Genomic DNA, 18,444 nt, shown 5'->3' on the forward strand with positions numbered 1-18,444 from the left:
CCCGCCGACCATGGGCTCGCGCCGGCTGGCGGCGCGGCCGGTCGACCACGGCCGGCTCCGGCGGAAGGAACCGCGCGATGCCCGAGACCGAACTGACCGACATCCGCGCCGAGCTGGCGAAGGAGCAGGAGAAGGAGTCCGAGGCCAACCCGATCAGCACCCGCGCGCTGGCCACGGCCGCGGCGCTGGCAGCCGGCCGGATCCAGCCGCACGAGGTGGCCGGCGCGGACGTGCTGGCCGAGTGCGTCGTCCTGGAGGGGCTCACCGAGGTCGTGGAGAAGATGGTCATCCACGCCGGCGAGGCGGGGCCCGGCCCCGGCACGATCGCCGAGTACACCGACGCGCTGCTCGACGCGGAGGGCCGCCGGGTCGGCACGATCACCGGGCGGGCCGTCGTGCTCGACATGATGCCGCACATGTGGCAGCTGCACCGCAATGTGACGGAGCTCCCGGACGGCAGCCTCGAGGCGGTCGGGGTGGTCGACGCCACGTCCATCGTGCAGGGCCTCACCGCCACCATCCCGGTCACCGGGATCAGCGGCCGGTACGCGGGCCGGAGCGGCTTCCGCACGCTGGTGCTCACCGAGGGCGACGACGAGTCGCCCCGCTACGACGTGACGATCGTGCTGTGTTGACCGGCTGCCTGACCAGGGCCCCGGCGCCCGATCGCCGGCTGCGCCTGTTCTGCCTGCACCACGCCGGCGGCGCCGCGTCGGCGTACGCGGACTGGGCCGGGGCGCTGGGCGACGAGGTGGACCTGCTGCCGATCCAGCTGCCCGGTCGGGAGGGCCGGATCGGCGAGCCCCGGCTGCGCCGGATGGACACCCTGGTCGCCCAGCTGATCGCCGAGCTGGCCGGTGACCTGCGCCCGCCGTTCGCGTTCTACGGGCACAGCATGGGCGCGCTGGTGGCGTACGCGCTGACCGAGGCGTTGCACGCCCGCGGCCGCGCCCTCCCGGAGGCGGTGCTGGTCGGGGCGTATCCGGCGCCGGACCAGCACCGCTTCATCCGCGAGGTGCCGGACATGTCACCGGAGGACCTGACCCGCCTGCTGCGGCGCATCGGCGGGATGTCCGAGCTGGTGCTGCGCTACCCCGCCTGGCGGGACGCCGCCACCGGGCTGACCCGCGACGACCTGCTGGTCTGCCACAGCTACACGCCCGGACCGGTGCCGATCCCCTGCGACCTGCACGCCTTCGCGGGCGACAGCGACCCGCTGATGGCCCTGGCCGAGGCCGCCGGCTGGGTACGGTACACCGACGGGCGGTTCCGGCTGCACCGGGTGCCGGGCGGTCACTTCTTCGTCCGGGACGCACCCGCCGAGTTCTTCACCATCCTGCGCGCCGTGCTCGGGCTGCGGCCCCGGACGGCCGTGCGCTCCGGGGCGGCCGTGGCGGCCGGGCTGGGCGCACGGTCAGACGCGGTGGCTCCCGTCCACCGCGTCTGACCGGCAGGTCGCCGGACGGCTACCAGCTCACCGGCAACCTGGTCACCCCGACGGTCGGCACCGCCTCACGGAAGGCGATCTCCGCCGGGGAGACGGCCAGCCGCAGGCCGGGGAAGCGCCGCAGCAGCGCGGAGAGCCCGATGCGCAGCTCGGCGCGGGTCAGGTGCTGGCCCAGGCACTGGTGGGCGCCGTGGCCGAACGAGAGGTGCCCGCCACTCGGGCGGTCCGCCCGGAACTCCTCCGGGTCGTCGAACCGCGCCGCGTCCCGGTTGGCGGCGGAGAGCGAGACGGTGACCGTCTCCCCCGCCCGGACGGTGACCCCGTCGAGCTCGACGTCGGTGAGCGCCGCGCGGGAGGCGAACTGCACCACGGCGAGGTGCCGCAGCAACTCGTCGACCGCGGTCTCGGTCAGCGCGCCGTCACGGCCACGGATCCCCTCCGCCAGATCCGGCCGCTCCACCAGCAGGTACACCCCGAGCCCCAGCATGTTGGCGGTGGTCTCGTGACCCGCGATGAGCATCAGCAGGGCGATGCCCGCCAGCTCCTGGTCGTCGAGCCCGCCGTCGGCGATCAGCCCGCTGAGCAGGTCGTCGCCGGGCTCGGCGCGCTTGCGCCGGGCCAGTTCCAGCATGAACGCCATGGTCGCGCGGGTGGCGGCCATGGCCGCCTGGGGGTTGGACTCCGGGTCCACGGTGGCCATCCGGTGCCGCTGGATCTCCTCGTGGCTCTCCTCCGGCACACCGAGCAGCTCGCAGATGATCTGCGCCGGAACCGGCAGGGCGAAGGCCCGCATGAGGTCGACCGTGGGGCCTGCGGCGGCCATGGCGTCGAGCCGGTGCGCCACCACCCGCTCGATCATCGGTTCCAGCTCACGGACCCGCCGGACGGTGAAGTGCCGGTTGATCAGCTGCCGGTACCGGGTGTGGTCCGGTGCATCCATCCCGATGAACACGCCCGGCATCGCCGCCATCGGCTTCGCGGGGGTGGGCACCGGCGAGTGCCGTAGCTCGTGCCGGGCGCTGAACCGCGGATCGGCCAGCACGGCCCGGGCCAGCGCGTGCCCGGTCACCAACCAGCCGTCGTGGCCGTCCGGGTAGCGCATCCGGGTGATCGGTTCCCGGGTCCGCAGGGCCGCCAGTTCCTCCGGCGGGTCGAAGGGGCAGCGCCGGGCGACGGGCAGGCCGGTCACCGAGCTGTCGAGGTCGGTCATGGAGCCTCCTTGCGAGGGGGGTGCGGAATCGCGCGATCACGCGGCCGGCCGGAAGTCCAGCCGGTCGTCGGCGGAGAGGATCGCCGCCTGGAGATCGCGCAGGCCCCGACACGGCTCCAGGCCCAGTTCGTCACTGAGCACGGCGCGTGCGTTCTGGTAGACCCGCAGCGCGTCGGCCTGCCGTTCGGAGCGGTACAGGGCCAGCATGAGCTGGCGGTAGAACGCCTCCCGCAGCGGATGTTCCGCGGCGAGGGCCTGGAGCGTGCCGATGAGGTCGCGGTGCCGGCCGAGAGCGAGGTTCGACTCGACCATCGCCTCGACGCACTCCAGGTAGAACTCGTCGAGCCAGGTGGCGAAGACGCTGACCGCGGGGCTGTCCCGCAGGCCCATCAGGGCGGGCCCGCGCCACAGCGCCAGCCCTTCCTCGAACAGTGCCACCGCGGCCTCGTGGTCGTGGCCGCGGGCCGCCTGCCGGCCCTGGCGCACCAGGTTCTGGAAGACGTGCACGTCGACCTGCTCGGCGCCGGCGTTGAGCACGTACCCGGGCAGCCGGGTGACGATCGGGTTCTGCGCGTCCTCCGGACGCTGCAGGAACTTGCGCAACTGGGAGACGTAGACCTGGAGCGCGGCCGTCGAGCGCCGCGGCGCGTTGTCGCCCCACAGCTCCGCGGTCAACTGGTCGATGGAGACCACCTGGCCGGACCGGATCAGGAGCACGCAGAGCAGGATCTGGATCTTGCGGGCACCGATGGTGGTGTCACCCGCGCCGCCGAACACCCGCAACGGCCCGAGCAGGCCGTAGCGGATCGCGCTGACGTCGACGACCGGACGGTACGTCGATGTCGCCAGGGTGGAGGACAGCGTCATGCGTTCACCTCTTCGTCGTGGCCGGCGGCGCGACGCAGGGGCGGGTCGACGGCCCTCCCCCGGACACGGCACCGACGAGCACCAATTCGGCTGACCAATTCCGTACACCGGGAACCGGCGATCCGGAAATTGCTGGTCGGGCTGGCGACGGTCCCTGTCGTCCCCCGCCGAATCGGCTCGGCAGAAAGATATCCACCGGCGGATGGGGGGCCAACCCCACAACCGCGGGCGGGCCAACCCCTATACCCCGGTGACCGGGGTACCGATCCGCCCCGGCCAATGTGGCGGACCACGGGAAATGTCGGCCGGGGGAAAGCCTCGCTTTAGCCGGCGTGCCGATGATGGCCGCCGGATCGCCGCTGCAGAAAGGACCCCCATGGACGGCCGTGCCGCCTACCTCCTCGCCGTCGGCACCGCGCTGCCCGGGCCGGCCCTGTCGAACGCCCACCTGGCCCGGCGGTTCGGTCTGCCCGGCGTCTGGGAGCAGTGGGTGGACACCTTCATCGGCACCCGCAACCGGCACCTGGCCCGGGATCTGGACACCGGCGAGGTCCGCTACTCCCTCACCGACCTCTGCGAGACGGCCGGCGCCCGGGCCCTGGCCGCCGCCGGGGTCGGCCCCGACGAGGTCGACCTGGTGGTGCTGGGCACCTCCTCGCCGGACCGGCTGATGCCGGCGACGGTCAACATGGTCGCCGACCGGCTGGGCATCGACGGCGTCCCCACGTACCAGATGCAGTCCGGCTGCACCGGCGCGGTGCAGGCCCTCGACGTGGCGCACAAGCTGCTCCTGGTCGGGCCCTACCGCACCGCCCTGGTGCTCGGCGCGGACAGCTGCGCCAAACACCTGGACGTGCACGCGAACACCAGCGGGGCGGACCCGGCCGAGCAGGTCAACGGCGTGCTCTTCGGCGACGGTGCGGGCGCCGCCGTGCTGCGGACCGACCCGGTGCCCGGCGCGCTCGAGGTGCGCCACGTGGAGCTGCGCCTGGTCGGCCGGGGCCGGGCGCCGGGCCAGGTGGTCGAGTGGTTCGGCGCGGGCGACGGCCCGCCCACCGCCCCCGTCGTCGAGGACTACAAGGCGATCGAGGAGTCGGTGCCGCCGATGGCCCAGCGGACCCTGCGACGGGTGCTGGACGAGCTGGACTGGCCGGACGACGAGGTCGACTACCTGCTCCCACCGCAGCTGTCCGGGCGGATGACCACCAGGATCACCGCGGCCCTCGGTCTCACCGGCGCGGTGGAGGTGAGCTGCGTGGCCGACATCGGCAACACCGGCAACGCGCTCCCCTTCTTCCAGCTCGAACAGGTGCTGCCGAAGATGGCGGCGGGCGACCGCGCAGTCGGTGTGGCCATCGAGTCCAGCAAGTGGATCGAGGCCGGGTTCGCGCTGGAGGCGGTCTGAGTGGACACCCCGACCCCCGCCGCCGGGACGCTGCTCGACCTGCACCGGTCGGGGCAGCTGGTGGCGCGCTACCCGGAGGTCCGCGCCCTGCTCGACGGGCTGGACTACGACGAGCTCGCCCGCGCCGGCCGGCTGCTCGCCCGCCTCGACCCCGACGAGGTACGCGCCGCGCACCCGAACGTCCCCACGGTCGCCGTGGCGGTGACCGGCCACGGCACGCTCGCCCCGCTGCTGCCCGCGCTCACCGCCGAGCTGGCCCGGCACGGCCTGCTGCTGCGCGCCCGGCTGTCCCCGTTCGACTCGTACGTCTTCGACCTGGCCGACCCCGACAGCGAGCTGTACCGGGCGGCGCCCGACCTGGTGCTCTGCGTGCTCGACCCGATGGTCGTCTTCGACGAGGTGCCGGTGCCGTGGCGGCCCGCCGACGTGGCCCGCGTGCTCGCCGAGAAGGTCGACCTCGTCGAGCGGCTGGCCGCCACCTTCCGGTCCACCTCGCGCGGCACCCTGGTGTTGAACACGCTGCCGCTGCCGCGGCGGCACACCGCCCAGCTCCTCGACCTGACCTCCCGGGCCGAGCTGGGCGCGCTCTGGCGGGAGGCCAACGCCCGGCTGCTGCGCCTGGCCGCGGCGAACCCCGCCCTCGTGGTGATCGACCTCGACCCCCTACTCGCGGAGGGGTCCCCCGCCTGCGACCCCCGGCTGACCGTGTACGCCAAGGCGCACCTGTCCGAGCCGCTGCTCGCCGGGTACGCCCGGGAGGTCGGCCACCTGGCCCGGAACCTGACCGGGCAGACCAAGAAGTGCCTGGCCCTGGACCTGGACGGCACGGTGTGGGGCGGGATCCTCGGCGACGACGGCATCGACGGCATCGAGGTGGCCGAGAGCTACCGCGGCGAGGCGCACCGCGCCTTCCAGCGGGTCGCCCGGCAGCTCGGCGCGCAGGGGGTGCTGCTCACCGCGGTGAGCAAGAACGAGGCGAGCGCCGTCGAGCAGGTGCTGCGCGAGCACCCCGGCATGACGCTGCGCGAGGACGACTTCGTCCGGGTGGTGGCCAACTGGCGGCCCAAGCACGACAACCTCACCGAGCTCGCGCAGGCACTCAACCTGCACCCGGACAGCTTCGTCTTCGTCGACGACAGCCCCTTCGAGTGCGGGCTGATCCGGCACGCCCTGCCCGGCACCGCCGTGGTCCAGGTCGACGACGAACCGGCGCTGCACGTGGTGAAGCTCCTGCGTGACGGCTGGTTCACCACCCGCCAGCTCACCGCCGAGGACCGGGACCGGGCCGCCGGCTACCGCGACGAGCTGGCCCGGCAGGACTTCCGCCGGTCGTTCTCCTCGCTCACCGACTACCTGGCCGAGCTGGCCGTGAAGGTGGAGCTGGGCGAGGCCGGGCCGGAGCAGGTGCCCCGGGTGTCCCAGCTGTCGCTGCGCACCAACCAGTTCAACCCGACCACCTGGCGCTTGCAGCCGCGGGACGTCAGCGACCTGCTCGACGACCCGTACGCGCGGGTGCTCACCGTGCGCAGCCGGGACCGGTTCGGCGAGAACGGGCTGGTCGGCGCGTTGTTCCTGCGCCGCGACGGCGACCTGGTACGGATCGAGAACTTCCTGCTCAGCTGCCGGGTCTTCGGCCGTGGGATCGAGCAGGCGTGCCTGGCCGCGGTGCTGCGCCACGCCCGGGCCGGCGGGGCCTCGGCCGTGCTGGCGAGCTACCGGCCGACCGCCAAGAACCGGATCGTCGCGGACCTGTGGCCCCGGTACGGCTTCACGCCCCTCGGCGAGGACGCCGGCGCCACCACCTTCCGCCACGACCTGCACGACATCCCCGCGGTGCCCGAGCACATCCGCCTGACCGACCCCATTGGAGTGGACGCCGCATGAACAGCCTCGACGACTTCCTCCACCTCGTCACCGACGAGGTGGGCATCCCGGTCAGCGCCGAGGACGCCCGCGGCGACCTCGACCAGGTCGCCGGGTGGGACTCGGTGCACCTGCTCACCCTGCTCACCGTGCTGGAGCAGCGGACCGGGCGGACCCTCGCGCTGCCCGACGTGCTGGAGGCCCGCAGCCTCGCCGACATCTACGACCTGGCGGTGACGGCATGAGGATCACCCCCGTCGCCCGGCAGCGCCGGCACACGTTCTTCTTCCTCGACCAGATCCGGGACTTCTCGCCGGTCTTCCTCGACACCGAGGTGGACATGACGGCGGTGGGCCGGCACCGGGCGGCGGCGCGCGTGGACGGCCACCGGTACTCGGTGGTGACGTACCTGCTGCGGGTGACCGGCCGGGTGCTCGCCGCGCACCCGGACGCCAACGCCGCGATCAGCGGCCGGCTGCGCGCCCGGGTGGCCCGCTACGACCGGGTGAACGGCAAGCTCACCCTGGACAAGACCGTCGACGGCCAGCGGGTGGTGCTCGCGGCGGTCCTGCCGGACCTGCACACCGCGACCCTGGACGAGATCCAGCGCCAGGTGGACCACTACCGCGACGGCGACCCGGACCGGATGCCGGAGTTCGCCACGCTCCGCAAGCTGCACCAGGCGCCCTCGCTGCTCGGCCGGGCGGTGTTCCGGCTCGGCACCCGGCCGTTGCGCCGGCGCGGCGACGCCTTCGGCACCTTCGCGGTCACCTCGCTGGGCCACCGCCCGGTGGACAGCTTCCACTCGGTGGGCGGCACCACGGTCACCCTCGGGGTCGGGCAGATCGCCGACCGGCCGGTGGTCCGCGGCGGCGAACTGGCCATCGCCCCGCTCATGCGGCTCAGCCTCGCCTTCGACCACCGCGTGATCGACGGCGCCGAGGCGGCCGACGTACTCACCGAGATCAAGACCGGCCTGGAGAGCTTCGGCGCCGGGCCGGCGGCGGCACCGGCCCGCGACGCGCCGGCGCACGAAGCCGACCCGACGCGCGAGCCGGACCTGGAGCGGGCATGAACGACCTGGACGAACTGAAGCGCTACATCACCGTGCACGCCCGCGGCCAGCGGATCCCCGACCTGCCGGCGCTGCTGGCCCGGATCCGCACCGACGCCGGGGACGAGCCGGGCTCCTGGGTCCGGGAGTGGAGCGACCGGGGCGACCGGCTGGAGCGGGAGGGCCGGCCCCTCGACGCCGCCCGGCACTTCGCCATGGCCCGCTTCCCGTACGTCGACGGCCCGGCCCGCGCGGAGGCCCTGCGCCGCTGCGTGGCGGCCTTCGACCGCTGGCGCGACGACGACGGGGGCGTCGAGCGGCTCGACCTGGAGCTGCCCGGCGGCCGGGTCGGCTGCTGGACGGCCGGGCTGGACGGCGCCGGGCGCCGGCCGCTGCTGCTGGTGCTGGGCGGCATCGTCAGCGTCAAGGAGCAGTGGGCCCCCACCCTGCCGCTCTTCGCGAAACTGGGGTTCGCCGCCGTCGGCACCGAGCTGCCCGGGGCCGGGGAGAACACCCTGCGCTACGGCCCGGAGAGCTGGCGGATGCTGCCCGACCTGCTCGACCGGCTCTCCGGCCGGGCCGACGTGTCGCGCACCTACGCCATCGCGTTCAGCTTCGCGGGGCATCTGGCGCTGCGCGCCGCCGCCGAGGACCCGCGGCTCGCCGGCATCGTGACCGCCGGGGCGCCGGTGCGGGAGTTCTTCACCGACCAGGCCTGGCAGGCCCGGGTGCCGGACGTCACCATGGACACCCTCGCCCACCTGACCGGCACGAAGCGGGCCGAGCTGGTCGCCGGGCTCGACGCCTGGGCGCTCACCGACGCCCAGCTGGCCGCCGTCGGGATCCCGGTGGCGTACCTGGCCAGCCGGCGTGACGAGATCATCCCACCGGCCGAGGCGGCCCGGCTGCCCCAGCGGCTGCGCCGGCTGCACCTGGTCGAGAACGACGACACCCACGGCTCGCCCCGGCACGTGGTCAGCTCCCAGCTCTGGACGCTCTCCTCGCTGCTGCGGCTGCGCGGCGAGCGCGGGCCCCGACGGGCGCTGGTCGGCGGGCTGGCCCGGGCCGGCCGGCTGGCCGACCGGCTGCGGCCGGGCCGCGACTGACCCCGCGGCCCGGCGCCGACGGCACCGGGCCGGACACGACCGACGAACGGCGCAGGGAGGGACCGGACGGTGCGTACGCCGGAGACGTTCATCAGCGGAATCGGGGTCTGGCTGCCCGACATCGTCAGCGTCGAGAGGGCCGTCGCCGACGGCCACTACCCCGCCGACCAGGTCGACCTGCACGGCCTCACCGGCGCCGCCGTCGCCGGCGACACCCCCGCCCCCCACATGGCCCTGCACGCCGCCACCCAGGCCCTCACCCGCGCCGAACACCCACCCACCCAGGTCGACCTCCTCCTCTACGCCGACAGCTGGCACCAAGGACCCGACGGCTGGCAACCCCAGTACTACCTGCAACACCACCTCACCGGCGGCACCTGCCTCGCCGTCGAACTCCACCACGGCTGCAACGGCATGTTCACCGCCCTCGAACTCGCCGCCAGCTACCTCACCGCCCACCCCGACCGACACACCGCCCTACTCGTCGCCGCCGACAACTTCGGCACCCCCATGATCGACCGCTGGCTGGGCGGCCCCGGCTACCTGATGGGCGACGCGGGCAGCGCCCTGGTGCTCACCACCCGGCCCGGCTTCGCCCGGCTGCTCGCCGTCGGCTCGGTCACCGTCGCCCTCGCCGAGGAGCTGCACCGGGCCGGGGAGGCGCTGTTCCCGCCCGGGCCGACCGCCGCCCGGCCCCTGGACTTCACCGCCCGCAGCGCCGAGTTCCGCCGGGCCGCCCTGCGCGGCGGCGCCGGCACCGCCGTGCTGATGGACATTCAGCGGCAGACGCTCCAGGTCGTCGACCGCACCCTCGCGGAGGCGGGCATCGACATCGGCGACGTCACCCGGGTCGCCTACATGAACTACTCCCGGGAGATCGTCGAGCAGCGGTGCACCTCCGCCCTCGGTCTGCCGCTGTCGGCGTCCACCTGGGACTGGGGGCGCGGCCTCGGGCATCTGGGCGCCAGCGACCAGGTCGTCGCGCTGGAGCACCTGGTCACCACCGGACAGCTCGGCCCCGGGGACCACCTGCTGATGCTCGGCGTCGGGCCGGGCGTCACCGTCTCCTGCGCCGTCGTCCAGATCATCCACCCACCGGCCTGGCCGTGACCGACGCCGCCGACCGGTCCACCCCGAAGGAGAGCAATCCGGTGTTCGATGCGAACAGCGGCACGCCGCCCGCGGCCGTCGCCGTGGTCGGGATGGGCTGCCGGTTGGCCGGCGACGTGGACTCCCCGGACAGCTTCTGGGCGTTGCTGCGCGACGGCCGGGACGGCATCGGCGAGCTGCCCGGGCAGCGCTGGGACCACTACCGCGACCTGGGGCCGGAGTTCGCCGCCGCGCTGCGCCGGGCCACCCGGCACGGCGCGTTCCTGCGCGACGTCGAGGGCTTCGACGCCGAGTTCTTCGGCGTGACGCCCCGCGAGGCGGAGCTGATGGACCCGCAGCAGCGGATCCTGCTGGAGGTCACCTGGAACGCGCTGGAACACGCCGGCATCCCGGCCCGCCGCCTCGCCGGCGGCGACACCGGCGTCTTCGTGGGCGTCGGGTCCGACGACTACGGCCGGCGGCTGCTGGAGGACCTGCCCCGGATCGAGGCGTGGACCGGCATCGGCGCGGCCATGTGCGCGGTCGCCAACCGCATCTCGTACGCGCTGGACCTGCGCGGGCCCAGCCTCGCCGTGGACACCGCCTGCTCCGCCTCGCTGGTCGCGGTGCACCTGGCCTGCCAGAGCCTGCGCACCGGGGAGAGCTCGCTGGCGATCGCCGCCGGGGTCAACCTGATCCTCGCGCCCGGCCTCACCCTCACCCTGGACGCCGCCGGCGCGACCTCGCCGGACGGGCGGTGTAAGTCGTTCGACGCCGCCGCCGACGGCTACGGCCGCGGTGAGGGCTGCGGCGTGCTGGTGCTCAAGCGGCTGGCCGACGCGCAACGCGACGGCGACCGGGTGCTGGCGGTGATCCGCGGCAGCGCCGTGCAGCAGGACGGGCGGACCAACGGCATCATGGCCCCCAGCCGGGACGCGCAGGAGCAGCTCATGGTGCGCGCCTGCCGGCAGGCGGGCGTCGCGCCGACCTCGGTGGACTACGTCGAGGCGCACGGCACGGGCACCCGGTTGGGCGACCCGCTGGAGGCGGGCGCGCTCGGCGCGGTCTATGGCGCCGGCCGGCAGCCCGGCGAGCCGTGCCTGATCGGGTCGGTCAAGGCCAGCATCGGCCACCTGGAGGCCGCCGCCGGGGTGGCCAGCCTGATCAAGGCGATCCTCGCGCTGCGGTACGCGGAGATCCCGCGCAGCCTCAACCTCGAAACCCCGAACCCGGCGATCGACTGGGCCAACGCCGGACTGCGGGTGGTCACCGAGCACCGGCCGTGGCCGCGGCGATCCGGCCCGCGCCGGGCCGGTGTCTCCGGCTTCGGCTACGGCGGCACCATCGCGCACGTCCTGCTCGAACAGCCGCCCGACGCGCCGCCGGCGCCGGCCGGCCCGGCCGGGCTGCTCTTCCCGCTCTCCGCCGGGTCGCCGGAGACGCTGCGCCGGCACGCCGGTGACCTGGTCGAGCTGCTGGAGTCGGCGGAGGGACTGTCGCCGGCCGACCTCGGGCACACCCTGTCCCGGCGCCGCGCCCACCTGGAGCACCGGGCCGCGGTGGTGGCCACCGACCGGGCCGAGCTGGTCGCCCGGCTGCGCCACGTGGCCCGGGGCGAGCAGGCGCAGCACGTCGCGACCGGGCGGGCGCTGCCCGGGTCCGGCGAGCACGAGCGGCGTCCGGTCTGGGTCTTCTCCGGTCACGGCTCCCAGTGGCCCGGCATGGGGCAGGGGCTGCTCGCCGACGAGCCGGCGTTCGCCGCCGTCATGGACGAGCTGGCCCCGGTCTTCCAGGCCGAGATCGGCTTCACGCCGCGCGAGGTGCTCACCTCCGGCGACCTGGGCGCGGTGGACCGGATCCAGACGATGATCTTCGCGACCCAGGTCGGCCTGGCCGCCGTCTGGCGGGCATACGGGGTGACCCCGGCCGCGGTGATCGGCCACTCGGTCGGCGAGATCGCGGCGGCGGTGGCCTGCGGCGGGCTCAGCCTCGCCGACGGGGCGCGGCTGAGCTGCCGGCGGTCGATCCTGCTGCGCCGGGTCGCCGGGGCGGGCGCCATGGCCATGGCTGCCATCCCGTTCGACGAGGCGGCGCGGCGGCTGGCCGACCGGACCGACGTGGTGGCCGCGATCGCCGCCTCGCCGGCGTCCACCGTGGTCGCCGGGGACCCGGAAGCCGTGGCCGAGGTGCGGGAACACTGGCAGGCCGAGGGGGTGCTGGTCCGGCAGGTCAATTCGGACGTGGCGTTCCACAGCCCGCAGATGGACCCGCTCTGCCCGGACCTGGCCGCCGCCCTCGGCGACCTCTCCCCCGCCGTGCCGGTGGTGCCGATGTACCGCACCTCGCTGGCCGACCCGCGATGCGCCGCGCCCCTGGACGGCGCCTACTGGGCCGGCAACCTGCGCAACCCGGTGCGCCTCGGCGACGCCGTGGCGGCGGCCGCGGAGGACGGCCACCGGGCGTTCGTGGAGATCTCCGCGCACCCGGTGGTGGCGCACTCGATCGGCGAGACCCTCGCCGATGAGGACCGGACGTACGTCGGGTCGACGCTGCGGCGCAACTACCCTGAGCGGGCCACCTTCCTCACCAACCTGGGCGCCGCACACTGCCACGGGGTCCCGGTGGACTGGACCCGGCTGCAGCCGTCCGGCACGCTGGTCGACCTGCCGCTGACCCCCTGGCAGCACCGCCGGCACTGGCGGGACGCGCCGTCCGGCGGGCCGGGCGGCGGCATGGGCCACGACCCGGACAGCCACACCCTGGTCGGCACGCCGGTGAGCGTGGCCGGCGCCGGGCTGGGGGTGTGGCGTACCCGGCTCGACGACGAGAGCCGTCCCTACCCCGGCCACCACACCATCCACGGCACCGAGGTGGTGCCGGCGGCCGTGCTGCTGAGCACGTTCCTGCGTGCGGGCGCCGAGCAGGGTCTCCCGCCGGTGCTCACCGACGTGGCGCTGCGCGTCCCGCTGCCCACGGCCGACCCCCGGGAGATCCAGGTCGTCGCCGAGGACGGCACGGTACGACTCGCCTCGCGGACCCTCGCCGCCGATGACGCGGCCTGGCAGCAGCACGCCTCGGCGGCGCTACGCCCGGCCGCCGCGCCCAGGCCCGCCGGGCCGGCGCCGGCCCGGGACGACCTGACGCCCGGTGCGGCGAGCCTGGTCACCGACCACCTCGCCACCGTCGGCGTACCGTCGATGGCCTTTTCGTGGCAGGTGCGCGAGCTGTCCCAGAGCGACAGCGTGCTGCGCGCCCTGGTCCGGGTCGACCAGCCCGCCCCCGCGCCGACCTGGGCGCCGGTGTTCGACGCCGCGCTCTCCGCCGCCCCCGCCGCGTTCGGCGGCCCGCCGGTCCTGCGCGTCGTGGCCGGCGTCGACGAGGTGACGGTGGACGGTGAACCGCCGGCCGAGGTGGTCGTCGACGTGCGGGTCGACGGCAGCGTCCCGGACCGTGCCGACGTCACCGTCGCCGATCCCGCCGGCACGGTGCTGGCCCGGCTGCGCGGGGTGCGCTTCGGCGTGCTCGACGGGCCGGTCACCGCGCCCGTGCGGCCCGAACACCTCGTGTACGAGATCGCCTGGACGCCGTGCCCGGCGCCCCCGGCGGACCACCGGGCGCCCCGGGAGGTGGTGCTCGTCGGCGGCGCGGGGCCGCTGGCGGCGGCGATCCGCGGGCGGATCAGCGGCGCCGGCGTACCGCTGCGTGCCGTGGCCGACGCCGCCGGGCTGGCCGGGCTCGACCCGCCGCCGGACCCGTCCGGCGCGGTGCTGGTCCTGCCCGGCGACGACGCCGACGTGCCGGCCGCGGCCGCCCGGCAGGCCTGGCTGCTCACCGGGGTCACGCACGTCCTCGCGGCCGGCGACCGGAACGCCTTCCCGCGGTTGTGGGCGGTGACCCGGGGCGTACGGGAGTCCGCCGACCCGGCGGCGCTGGCCGACGCGCCGCTGTGGGGGCTGGGCCGGGTGCTCGCCACCGAGCATCCCGAACTGTGGGGCGGCCTGGTCGACCTGGACCCGGCCGACGAGGGCGGGCTGGACGCGCTGCCCGGCCTGCTGGGCGCCGCCACGCCGGACGACGTGCTCGCCCCGCGCGGCACCGGCACGTCGGTGGCCCGGCTGGTCCCGCTGGACCGGCCCTCGGTACGGCCGCCGCTGCGCTGCCGGCCGGACGGGACGTACCTGATCACCGGCGGGCTGGGCACCCTGGGCCTGGCGGTGGCCGACTGGCTGGCCGACCAGGGGGCCCGCCGCCTCGTGCTGGCCGGACGGGCCGGGCTGCCGCCGCGGGGCCGCTGGGACCGGCCGGCGGGCGACGGCGGCCCGGACGCGGCCACCCGCGACCGGATCGCCCGGGTCCGCGCGCTGGAGGCGCGCGGGGTGACCGTACGCGTGCTCGCGGTCGACATCGCCGACGCGGAGGCGGTCCGGCGGCAGCTCGACCCGGACACGCTGGGCCTGCCCCCGGTGTGCGGCGTCGTGCACGCCGCCGGCGTGCTGGACAACCGGTTCGCCGCCGGCCTGGACGAGGCGTCGCTGCGCCGGGTGCTGCGTCCCAAGGTCGACGGGGCGTGGGTGCTGCACCAGCTCTTCCCGCCCGGCAGCGTCGACTTCCTGACCCTCTTCTCCTCCTGCGGCCAGCTGCTCGGGCTGGCCGGACAGGCCAGCTACGGCGCGGCGAACGCGTTCCTCGACGCGCTCGCCACCCACCGCCGCACGCTCGGCGCCGACGACACCACCAGCTTCGGGTGGACCTCCTGGCAGGGACAGGGCATGGCGGTCAACGCCGTGGTGGACAACGAGCTGAAGGCCCGGGCCGTGGCCGCCATCGAGCCCGAGCAGGCGTTCGCCGCCTGGCAGCACGCCCACCGCCACGGCGGCGGTCACCTGCCGGTGCTGCGGGTGCTGGCGGCCGGCCCGGCCACGGACCGCCCGCCGCTGCTGGCCCAGCTGCCCAGCGGGGAGGACGCCGGGGAGGGCGCGGCCGAGCAGGCACCGGCGGCCCGGCTCGCCGACCTGCCGCCGGAGGAGCTGCGGGCCACCGTGCAGAGCGAGGTGGGCGCCCAGATCGCGGCCGAGATGCGGCTGCCGGTGTCCGACCTGGACACCCGTCGGTCCCTGCTGGAGCAGGGGCTCGACTCGGTGATGACCCTGGTGATCCGGCGGCGGCTGGAGAAGCGGTTCGGCCGCCCGCTGCCGGCCACCCTGCTGTGGAACCAGCCCACCGTCTCCGCGATCGCCGAGCACCTGGTCGACGCGCTCACCGCCGCCCCCGCCGGCGCCCAGCCGTGACCGCCCCCGATCCCCGACCCGCCCCACCGGGGCGCGACCGGCACCACCAGGAGAGGAGAGAACCGTGTCCGAGGACGACGTCAGCGCCGCGTTGACGACCTTCATCAAGGAGAACCTCGCGCAGGACGCGCCGTACGACATCGACGAAGACACCCCGCTGCTGGAGCTGGGCATCCTCGACTCGCTGAAGACGGCGATGCTGCTCAACTACATCCGCGACGGGCTCGGCACCCCGGTGCCGCCGCAGCTGATCGACGCGGCCAACTTCCGGAGCATCCGGACCATCGCCGCGCTCGTCGGCGGCCTGACGAGCACACGGAACTGAGGGGGCCGGCATGAGCGTGGACTATGACGTGGCGGTGATCGGCGGCGGGCCCGCCGGCTCGACCGTCGCCTCCTACCTGGCCGGGGCCGGCCTGTCGGTCGTGCTGTTCGAGAGCGAGCTGTTCCCCCGGGAGCACGTCGGCGAGTCGCTGGTGCCGGCCACCACCCCGGTGCTGTCCGAGATCGGCGTGCTGGACGACATCGAGGCGGCGGGCTTCCCCCGCAAGTACGGCGCGGCCTGGACGTCGGCCGAGTCGCGCAACGTGCCGCACAACGGCTTCACCGGCCTGGACCACGACTTCCGGGCCGCCGAGGTGATGTTCGTCGAGCGGGACCAGCCCGGCGTCGACCGGGACTACACGTTCCACGTCGACCGGGGCAAGTTCGACCTCATCCTGCTCAAGCACGCGGAGGGCCGCGGCGCCAAGGTCTTCTCCGGTGCGCGGGTGCTCAAGGTGGACTTCGACGACCCGGAGGCGGTGGAGCTGAGGGTGCGGTTCGGCCCTCGGGAGGTGCCGTTCCGGGTGGGGATGGTGGTGGACGCCTCCGGCCGGAGCACGCTGCTCGGCCGGCAGCTGAAGTACAAGGTCTCCGACCCGGTCTTCAACCAGTACGCCGTGCACACCTGGTTCGAGGACCTGGACCGGGCGGCGGTGGCGCCGTCGGCGGAGAAGCAGGACTACATCTTCGTCCACTTCCTGCCGATCCAGGACACCTGGGTGTGGCAGATCCCGATCACCGACACCATCACCAGCGTCGGCGTGGTCACCCAGAAGAAACTCTTCGCCGAGGCCAACACCGACCGCGAGGCGTTCTTCTGGGAGTTCCTGTCCAGCCGGCCCGACCTGCACAAGGCGTTGCAGGACGCGCGGCAGGTCCGCCCCTTCAAGGCCGAGGGCGACTACAGCTACTCGATGAAGGAGATCTGCGGCGACCGGTTCGTGCTCATCGGGGACGCCGCCCGGTTCGTCGACCCGATCTTCTCCAGCGGGGTGAGCGTCGCGCTGAACAGCGCCCGGATCGCGGCGAAGGACATCATCGCCGCCCACGCGGCCGGCGACTACTCGCGGGCCCGCTTCGGCGAGTACGAGCGGAAGCTGCGCCGGGGCGTCCGCTACTGGTACGAGTTCATCTCCATCTACTACCGGCTCAACGTGCTCTTCACCGCCTTCGTCCAGGACCCGCGCTACCGCATCGACGTGCTGAAGATGCTCCAGGGCGACGTCTACGACGACGAGGAGCCGAAGGCGCTGGTGGCCATGCGGGAGGCGGTGGCGGCCGTGGAGAAGAACCCCGACCACCTGTGGCACCCGTACCTGGGGACGCTGCGGGCCCCCGTCCCGAACGCCTGAGCCACGCGAGAGCCCGGCCCGGATGTCCGGGCCGGGCTTCTCCGGCGGTAGGGGACGGTCAGCGCAGCGCGACGGGTAGCGACTCCCACCCGTTCATCAGGATGCTCGTCTGCCGCGTCAACTGCTCCGGCGGCACGGCCAGCCGCAGCTTCGGGAACCGGGCGAGCAGCGTGCCGATGGCGATCCGCGCCTCCAGCCGGGCCAGCGGGGCGCCCATGCAGTGGTGCAGCCCGTGCCCGAAGGAGAGGTGGGCGTTCTTCTCCCGGCCGATGTCGAACCGCTCCGGCTCGGCGAACAGCGCCGGGTCGTGGTTGGCCGCGACCAGCGAGATGAACACCATGTCCCCGCGCGGGATGGTGGCCCCGCCGATCGACACGTCCTCGGCGGCCCGGCGTGGGGTGGCCATCCGCAGGGGCGCCTCGTAGCGGAGGAACTCCTCGATCGCGGTGGGCAGCCGCTCCGGGTCGGCCCGCACGGCGGCCAGCGTCTCGGGGTGGGTGAGCAGGTCGTGCACCCCGTTGCCGATCAGATTGGTGGTGGTGGCGTGCCCGGCGATCAGCATCAGGAACACCATCGAGGTCAGCTCGTCCTCGCTGAGCCGGTCGCCGCCGTCGCTGACTCCGACCAGCCCGGAGAGCAGGTCGTCGGCCGGCTCCCGGCGCTTCAACTCGATCAGCGTGCGCGCGTACTCGACCAGCTTGGTGGCGGCGCCGATGAACTCCTCGGGGCGGGCCAGGGTGCCCTGGGTGATGGTGTTGGCCCAGCCCTGGAAGATCTCCGAGTCCTCGGCGGGCACGCCGAGCAGCTCGGCGATGACCTTGAACGGCAGCGGGAAGGTCAGCGCGGGCACCAGGTCGACCTGGTCCCGGTCGGCGAACGCGTCCAGCAGCTCGTCGGTCAGCTCCTGGATCCGCGGCGCCAGCGCCTCGGTCCGCCGGCGGGTGAAGGCGGCGCTGACCAGCTTGCGCAGCCGGCCGTGGTCGGGCGGGTTGCTGTGCAGGACGTCGCTGCTCATCGCCAGGGCCAGCTCCGGCGGCAGGCCGGGAAAGCCGCCCTCCAGCGGGCCGTCCTTGATCAGGTGCGGGTGGGCGAGCGCGTGACGGACCTCGTCTCCGTTGGTGATCAGCCAGGCGAGAGCGCCGTGCGGGAGGGCGATCTGCCGCACCGGCGCGGTGCGCCCCAGGACCGGGGCGTCGGTCAGGCTCGGGGGTTTCGACTTCAGCTCGGGTGACGGCGTCATCCCGCCATCGTCGGCGCGGCGGCTAAAGGGGAGGCAAAGCTGCCCGGCCCGGCCCGCACCGGTCAGGAACGGCTTTAACGACCGACAAGGCCGCCGTTGGGGGCTCTGGTCACGCTGTCGAGCGCGCCGGGCGTGGGTGCCATCCCGAGGGGTGCGCCGGTGGCGTCCGCACGAGGTCGAGTGAGGGGCAGTGATCCGC

General features: G+C 74.5%; 14 protein-coding genes. 11 read left to right on the plus strand and 3 right to left on the minus strand.

Annotation, left to right across the window (positions count from 1 at the left end; translation table 11 throughout):
- The first annotated feature begins 77 nt into the window (after positions 1 to 77).
- Together ACQP12_RS21510 and ACQP12_RS21515 are read left to right on the plus strand one after the other, a co-directional pair.
- Positions 78 to 635: an allene oxide cyclase barrel-like domain-containing protein gene (locus ACQP12_RS21510; protein ID WP_433281439.1), complete on the plus strand. Its 558-nt coding sequence runs from the start codon at positions 78 to 80 to the stop codon at positions 633 to 635.
- On the plus strand, positions 629 to 1,447 hold the full coding sequence (locus ACQP12_RS21515) for a thioesterase II family protein (RefSeq protein ID WP_433281441.1): 819 nt from the start codon (positions 629 to 631) through the stop codon (positions 1,445 to 1,447). The genes ACQP12_RS21510 and ACQP12_RS21515 overlap by 7 nt, the downstream gene beginning before the upstream one ends.
- A gap of 19 nt (positions 1,448 to 1,466) precedes the next feature.
- Here the strand turns inward: ACQP12_RS21515 and ACQP12_RS21520 are convergent, their stop codons facing one another.
- Both ACQP12_RS21520 and ACQP12_RS21525 read right to left on the minus strand, forming a co-directional pair.
- Positions 1,467 to 2,657 (minus strand): cytochrome P450, encoded by a 1,191-nt coding sequence (locus ACQP12_RS21520; RefSeq protein WP_433281443.1) that lies wholly within the window; start codon positions 2,655 to 2,657, stop codon positions 1,467 to 1,469.
- A 36-nt stretch (positions 2,658 to 2,693) separates the two neighbouring features.
- Complete coding sequence (locus ACQP12_RS21525) at positions 2,694 to 3,524, minus strand: AfsR/SARP family transcriptional regulator (RefSeq protein ID WP_357949877.1); 831 nt, start codon at positions 3,522 to 3,524, stop codon at positions 2,694 to 2,696.
- A 376-nt stretch (positions 3,525 to 3,900) separates the two neighbouring features.
- Here ACQP12_RS21525 and ACQP12_RS21530 point away from each other — a divergent pair, with 376 nt between their 5' ends.
- The 9 genes from ACQP12_RS21530 to ACQP12_RS21570 all read left to right on the plus strand — a co-directional run bounded on the left by ACQP12_RS21530 (position 3,901) and on the right by ACQP12_RS21570 (position 17,005).
- Entirely contained in the window at positions 3,901 to 4,929 is a 1,029-nt protein-coding gene (locus ACQP12_RS21530; RefSeq protein WP_433281445.1) for a 3-oxoacyl-ACP synthase III family protein, read from the plus strand.
- A complete protein-coding gene (locus ACQP12_RS21535; protein WP_433281447.1) occupies positions 4,930 to 6,813 on the plus strand; it encodes an HAD-IIIC family phosphatase in 1,884 nt (627 codons plus the stop codon).
- On the plus strand, positions 6,810 to 7,037 hold the full coding sequence (locus ACQP12_RS21540) for a phosphopantetheine-binding protein (protein ID WP_357949869.1): 228 nt from the start codon (positions 6,810 to 6,812) through the stop codon (positions 7,035 to 7,037). The genes ACQP12_RS21535 and ACQP12_RS21540 overlap by 4 nt, the downstream gene beginning before the upstream one ends.
- A complete protein-coding gene (locus ACQP12_RS21545) occupies positions 7,034 to 7,867 on the plus strand; it encodes a 2-oxo acid dehydrogenase subunit E2 (protein ID WP_433281449.1) in 834 nt (277 codons plus the stop codon). The genes ACQP12_RS21540 and ACQP12_RS21545 overlap by 4 nt, the downstream gene beginning before the upstream one ends.
- Entirely contained in the window at positions 7,864 to 8,952 is a 1,089-nt protein-coding gene (locus ACQP12_RS21550; RefSeq protein WP_433281451.1) for an alpha/beta fold hydrolase, read from the plus strand. Before ACQP12_RS21545 ends, ACQP12_RS21550 begins: the two co-directional genes overlap by 4 nt.
- Before the next feature lie 69 nt (positions 8,953 to 9,021).
- The gene (locus ACQP12_RS21555) at positions 9,022 to 10,062 is read left to right on the plus strand and encodes a ketoacyl-ACP synthase III family protein (protein ID WP_433281453.1); all 1,041 of its coding nucleotides are present in this window, start codon (positions 9,022 to 9,024) and stop codon (positions 10,060 to 10,062) included.
- The gene (locus ACQP12_RS21560) at positions 10,059 to 15,329 is read left to right on the plus strand and encodes a type I polyketide synthase (RefSeq protein WP_433281455.1); all 5,271 of its coding nucleotides are present in this window, start codon (positions 10,059 to 10,061) and stop codon (positions 15,327 to 15,329) included. Before ACQP12_RS21555 ends, ACQP12_RS21560 begins: the two co-directional genes overlap by 4 nt.
- A gap of 64 nt (positions 15,330 to 15,393) precedes the next feature.
- Positions 15,394 to 15,654: an acyl carrier protein gene (locus ACQP12_RS21565; RefSeq protein ID WP_357949854.1), complete on the plus strand. Its 261-nt coding sequence runs from the start codon at positions 15,394 to 15,396 to the stop codon at positions 15,652 to 15,654.
- Between the two features lie 10 nt (positions 15,655 to 15,664).
- Positions 15,665 to 17,005, plus strand: coding sequence for an NAD(P)/FAD-dependent oxidoreductase (locus ACQP12_RS21570; RefSeq protein WP_433281458.1), 1,341 nt, complete (start codon positions 15,665 to 15,667; stop codon positions 17,003 to 17,005).
- A 58-nt stretch (positions 17,006 to 17,063) separates the two neighbouring features.
- Here ACQP12_RS21570 and ACQP12_RS21575 read toward each other — a convergent pair whose 3' ends face one another.
- Positions 17,064 to 18,245 carry a cytochrome P450 family protein gene (locus ACQP12_RS21575; RefSeq protein ID WP_433281460.1) on the minus strand — a complete coding sequence of 394 codons (1,182 nt, stop codon included), beginning with the start codon at positions 18,243 to 18,245 and terminating at the stop codon, positions 17,064 to 17,066.
- Positions 18,246 to 18,444: the final 199 nt, after the last annotated feature.

The organism is Micromonospora sp. CA-244673, from assembly GCF_050948395.1.
GTDB lineage: Bacteria > Actinomycetota > Actinomycetes > Mycobacteriales > Micromonosporaceae > Micromonospora.